Source organism: Campylobacter sp. RM12651 (assembly GCF_022369475.1).
Classification (GTDB): Bacteria; Campylobacterota; Campylobacteria; order Campylobacterales; family Campylobacteraceae; genus Campylobacter_E.
In genome coordinates, this window is record NZ_CP059602.1 from 1 (window position 1) to 5304 (window position 5304).

The following is a 5304-nucleotide window of genomic DNA, read 5'->3' on the forward strand; positions in this document are numbered from 1 at the left end:
TCTTTAATATATTAATATGCTAATAACATATTTATATATTCAACAATGATTTATAATAAAAAGACTTCTTTATTAAAGTTATTACTTGTATTAAAATCTATATTCCAACCATTAAAATAAAAGACCTTTTTATTTTCTAGTAAATCATCTCTTTTTTTGCGTTCTATCGCTCTATTGATTTTTACCCTAGTATTAAAAATCATAAATGAATATGTATGTCTTTTTGCTAATTCATTTGCCTTAGAAAGTCTTATTAAAAATTGATTTCCAGTAAAAGCCCTTAAACTCATTGAATTAAAATTAATTCTTTTAACATCTTTTAGGTATCGCATTAAATCAAAAATATTTATTGCTACATAGTATTTGTCAGTAAGTTCTAAAAAATCAGATTCTTTATATTCAATTTTATTTACTTTGCAAAAATCAATAAAATCATTTGGCCTTGTATTTTCATAAGCATAAACTAGCAAAAATTTATTCTTTTTTTCTTTTTCAAAAAGTGCTTCATCATTTAATGTAAAATTTCTACTTTCAAATGCACGATTTGATGCTATTGTAACTCTTTCTATGCCATTAAAAAACTTTGGAAAGTATAAAGCTAATGTTTTATTATTAAAAGTTTCATAATAAAGCTTTTTTAGTTGTTCTGTTCTTTCAATTAATTCATTAAATAATTTATCGTTTGCAAAATAGCAGGCCCTTATATAAGAAGACCCTTTTACAAAATAATCATTTTCAAACAAATTTCCCTTAATTTTTTTAGGCAAAAAATCATCAATATCGCTATCGAAAATGCTATCTAATTTCTCGCAATTATTTTTTATATACCTTAAAAAATCATCTCTTTGAATATAAAATTCTTGCATTTTTTTTCTATCAGCCATAAGAAAAATCCTTTATATTAATATGCTAATATCATATTAATATATTTTTAAAGTAAGCTTAATTTATATTGAAAAACGCATTAAATTTTTTGTAAGATATTATTATTTTTTAAGTGTTGCTCCCTACCCCAAAAAGGTAGGGAGCTTTTTAAAGTTCGTTGGCCTTTGTATATTACAATGGAGCAAGGACGGACAAAAGTCCCTATCGCTGTGCGATAGGTCTTTTTGTCACTCTCTACGGCTGACGCCTACGAGCCTTGTTTTTTTTGCAGCTGCAAAAAAAATATAAACGCATAAAAATTTTTTTAGGATTGTTTATGGAAAAATTAAGACAAGTAAAGATTAATTTTACTAATAATGATTATCAAAAAATCCAAGCATTAGCAGATGCTAATAAAACAACTAAAGCTAATGTAATTAGACAAATCTTAAATAATAATAATTTTCAATTAGAAACGCAAAAAATTTTAGATAAAAAACAAAATTCAATAAGTAAAGAAGCTAGGGAAATATTGTATTTATTTTCTAATGTTTCTAATAATATAAATCAAATAGCTAGATTTTGTAATATAGAAAGAGATATTAACAAAACTGCACTTGATGAGTTAATTAAAATAAAAGAGTATTGTAAAGATATAGTGGATTTTTTTATTAAAGAAGAAAATGATAGTTAAATTTAAATGCGTAGGAAAAAAAACTGCTTTAGGTTGGGCTGATTATGTCTTAAAAGATAAAAATAATCATTCATTAGATAGAGCAAGTCACGAAATTATTTATAATGATATTGAATTAAGCAAAGAAATTATTAAGCATTTGAATTATAAAACTTGTGCTACAAATATTGTGATAAGTTTTGAAAAAAATGTAAGTTTAGAAACAGCAAGAAAAGCGGCCCAGGATTATATATATGAATTTTTAGATGGATTTAATAATGCTTATTTTATAAATATGGTAGAACATAAAGACACTGATAATATACACTATCATATTCAAATACCAAAAATCAATCTACAAACTATGACGCAATTAGAAGTTTATAATCATACTAGAGATAGGGCCTTTAATACGGCCTTATGTAAATACATAGCACAAAAGTATGATTTAGTAGATGCTTTTGATTTAGAAGTAAGTAATAATTATCATACTAAAAAATTTATGCAAACTATTGGTTTAGATAAACTTTACGGAAAAAATCTCAAAGGTAAAAAAAACAGAGAAGCATTTAAATATACGATTGACGCATATATTAGAAATCTAATTTTTGCTAATAAAATTAATTCATTAGATGATATTAAAAAAGCTATTGAAAACTATGGAGATAATAGTTGGAAAATAAGCAGATTTGGGGAAGATTACAAAAAAGGAAGCTACATAACCATAATAAATGAGCAAGGAGAAAAACACTCTATTTATGACAACAAAAATGGCTACTACTCTAAAAACGATACACAAAACAAAATAAATAATTTTAGAGCCAATAAAGGAGTAAAAAATAATACTCAAAATAAAGATTTGGAAAAATTAGAAAAAATATACTTAGAATTAAAAGAAGCAAGAAATAAAACACTAGCAAAGCGATACAAAGTAAAAGAAAAAAGTATAGAAGATTTAATTAAATCTATGCCAAAACCAAAGTTAGAACTAGATGATATTTTAGAAGACAATATTGAAGCTTATTTTGGCGAAGACTTTGATAGCAAAACAATTGACGAAAAAATAGAAATCATAGAAAATAGAGTTTTAGAAGAATATAAAAAAAAATTACTGGATAGCAGTTTAAACCAAAATACCATAAATAACAAAACAAAACCTGAAAAAACACTAAACATTTTTAAGCCAAAACAAAAAGAGCAAGAAATTATAAACGAAAAAATAAGAAAAATGAATAGCTATAAAATAACTTTAGAAATGCTAATACAAAAAGAAAAGGCTAGAAAGGAAGAAGAGCAAATGATTAAAGAGTTGCAAGAAGAATTAAAAAGAATTAATTTTTTACTAGCACAAAAACTAAAAGAAAATAATGATTTAAACCAAAAACATAAAGAATTGCTTGAAGCATATAACGAGCAAAATGAACATTTAAAAGATATGTCAGCAACGGTTCAAGCATTAGACGAAGGGTACAGTAATTTACAATATAAAAATAATGATTTAAACCAAAAACATAAAGAATTGCTTGAAGCATATAACGAGCAAAATGAACATTTAAAAGATATGTCAGCAACGGTTCAAGCATTAGACGAAGGGTACAGTAATTTACAATATAAAAATAATGATTTAAACCAAAAACATAAAGAATTGCTTGAAGCATATAACGAGCAAAATGAACATTTAAAAGATATGTCAGCAACGGTTCAACAACTACAGGATGAAAACGATGATTTAAAATATGAAAATGATGAATTAAACCAAAAACATAAAGAATTGCTTGAAAAATATAATGAACAAAGGAAAGAATATCTTGCACAAAATGAGGCATTTTGGAATCTTTACAGACATTCAAAAGATATGTCAGCAACGGTTCAACAACTACAGGATGAAAACGATGATTTAAAATATGAAAATGATGAATTAAAAAAGGCTAAAAAGCTTAAAACTGCAAAAGAAGAGCCAAATTATTATTTAAGATTATGATAGTAAAATAACAATAGCCGTGTTTTGCACGGCTATTTACAACACTTAAGGGAGTTGCTATGAAAAAACATAGCCAAAAACTCCGTCTTGGATTATTATATCTTAAATTTAGTTTCTTTAAAATTAATTTTGAGATTAAAATAAAATTCAAGTAGGAGTAAGGGGCTTTTTAGCCCCAATCACTTAAGTGTTAAAGTCTATATTTATTAAACCAATTCTTAAAATTTTCAAAATTCTCAAAATTTAAATAAAAATTTTTATTTGTATATTGGTTAAGTGCTGTCATTGATATAGTGCAATCATCATTTTGTTTTAGTGTTTTAATCTTGCAAGTATCATCAGTTTTATACATTTCATTAAAAGACTTAAAATGCAAATCTACATAAGCATCTAAATCAGTAACTATCCTACCACCAAACCCTAATCGTTGTTCTAGCATTTGTGGTTCTTTTTTCTGTGCTGGTTTATTAAAATCTTTTGCTTTATTTGCTAAATCATTGATGATATTATTTACTTTGTTTTCGTTGCTTTGTGTAGCGTTTTGCTGTGTAGTAGTTGCTTGTTTTTGTTCTTGCTTTACTTCTTGCTGTGCTGTAAAATAAAATTCAATGCCTACGACCTTACCTCCACGACCACGACCTTTTTTGTCTTTAATTTTAGTAAAAGTTAAATTTGGAAAAATCGGCTCTTTAGTATTAAAAAGATTAGTTTCTCCACCTAGCTCTAAAATAGCAGGTTTTAAAATTTTTTCATCAATTTTGCTTTGATTATAATCTTTCGGAATACTTATAAAATCGCAAAATCCTTGCCAATCGTTTTTATAAATTAAACATTTGCCAGTATGTTTATATTGCTTTAGAAGTCTGTAAAGACTTTTAGAATACTTACTCTTTAGTGCCATAAATTCGGATAATTGAAAGCTTGTAAAATTACCCAACAAATCATTTAATAAATATGAAAATTCATTATTTACACTTAATTCTACACGCTCAATTTCTAGCGTTTCTATATGTTTATAAATAGTAAATTTACTAAAGAGATTAAATATTTCTTCAGCTATTGCGTTTTTATATTCTTTTATTATTGTAAAATCAGCTTTAAAAAATTTATCTCTTAATATTCTTACAATGCTTAAAATCTCATCATTAGTATAGTTTTGAGTGCTAAATTCTTTTAGTTCGTTTGGATAGAATGTGATAATATTATCGCTTTGTAAATCTCGTATTTTACTAATAATACCCATTAAGATGTTTTGTTCTTGAGCTGTGAAACTTGGTATTTTTATTTTATTAAAATCATTATGATATTTAACTAATTCTTGCCCCATTAAAAACCCCTTTAAATATTTAAAGTGATTATAATATAATAAACCTTTTAATTTGTCAAGGGGTTATTAATACCCCTTAAATCATTTTTTATCCTTAAAATGATTAAAAATTTAGATAAATTTAGATAAATTTATCATATTTAAATCCCATAAAGAGATTATTTGGGGTTTTAATACTCCTAATTTGGGGTTTTAATACTCCTAATTTGGGGTTTTAATACTCCTAATTTGGGGTTTTAATACTCCTAATTTGGGGTTTTAATACTCCTAATTTGGGGTTTTAATACTTCGGAAAAGCCTACCACATCGATAAATAAAGGGTGCGTAAAAGATAATAAAAAGAATTTAAAATTTGATAAAAGGGGCAAAATTTTTTTTAAACGATAACAATTATCAACAATTAAGCAAAAAAGAATAATTTTTGATTTAATTTATTTTCCTAATTTAGGGTCATATAGT

Annotated in this window: 4 protein-coding genes; 2 read left to right on the forward strand and 2 right to left on the reverse strand. The window is 25.3% G+C overall.

The features are described 5' to 3' along the window. Window positions 1-50 precede the first annotated feature (50 nt). Window positions 51-884: a hypothetical protein gene (locus AVBRAN_RS10945; RefSeq protein WP_239803861.1), complete on the reverse strand. Its 834-nt coding sequence runs from the start codon at window positions 882-884 to the stop codon at window positions 51-53. 317 nt (window positions 885-1201) lie between these two features. Between AVBRAN_RS10945 and mobC the strand changes: the two genes are divergently transcribed. Together mobC and AVBRAN_RS10955 are read left to right on the forward strand one after the other, a co-directional pair. Continuing rightward, the gene (gene mobC / locus AVBRAN_RS10950) at window positions 1202-1558 is read left to right on the forward strand and encodes a plasmid mobilization relaxosome protein MobC (protein WP_239803862.1); all 357 of its coding nucleotides are present in this window, start codon (window positions 1202-1204) and stop codon (window positions 1556-1558) included. Further along, entirely contained in the window at window positions 1548-3518 is a 1971-nt protein-coding gene (locus AVBRAN_RS10955) for a relaxase/mobilization nuclease domain-containing protein (protein ID WP_239803863.1), read from the forward strand. The genes mobC and AVBRAN_RS10955 overlap by 11 nt, the downstream gene beginning before the upstream one ends. 190 nt (window positions 3519-3708) lie before the next feature. Here the strand turns inward: AVBRAN_RS10955 and AVBRAN_RS10960 are convergent, their stop codons facing one another. Further along, window positions 3709-4845 (reverse strand): replication initiation protein, encoded by a 1137-nt coding sequence (locus AVBRAN_RS10960; protein WP_239803860.1) that lies wholly within the window; start codon window positions 4843-4845, stop codon window positions 3709-3711. Window positions 4846-5304: the final 459 nt, after the last annotated feature.

Bases quoted from the DNA above. Each gene is read 5' to 3' on its own strand.
- AVBRAN_RS10945 (WP_239803861.1), bottom strand. From the start codon at position 884: ATGGCTGATAGAAAAAAAATGCAAGAATTTTATATTCAAAGAGATGAT.
- mobC (WP_239803862.1), top strand. From the start codon at position 1,202: ATGGAAAAATTAAGACAAGTAAAGATTAATTTTACTAATAATGATTAT.
- AVBRAN_RS10955 (WP_239803863.1), top strand. From the start codon at position 1,548: ATGATAGTTAAATTTAAATGCGTAGGAAAAAAAACTGCTTTAGGTTGG.
- AVBRAN_RS10960 (WP_239803860.1), bottom strand. From the start codon at position 4,845: ATGGGGCAAGAATTAGTTAAATATCATAATGATTTTAATAAAATAAAA.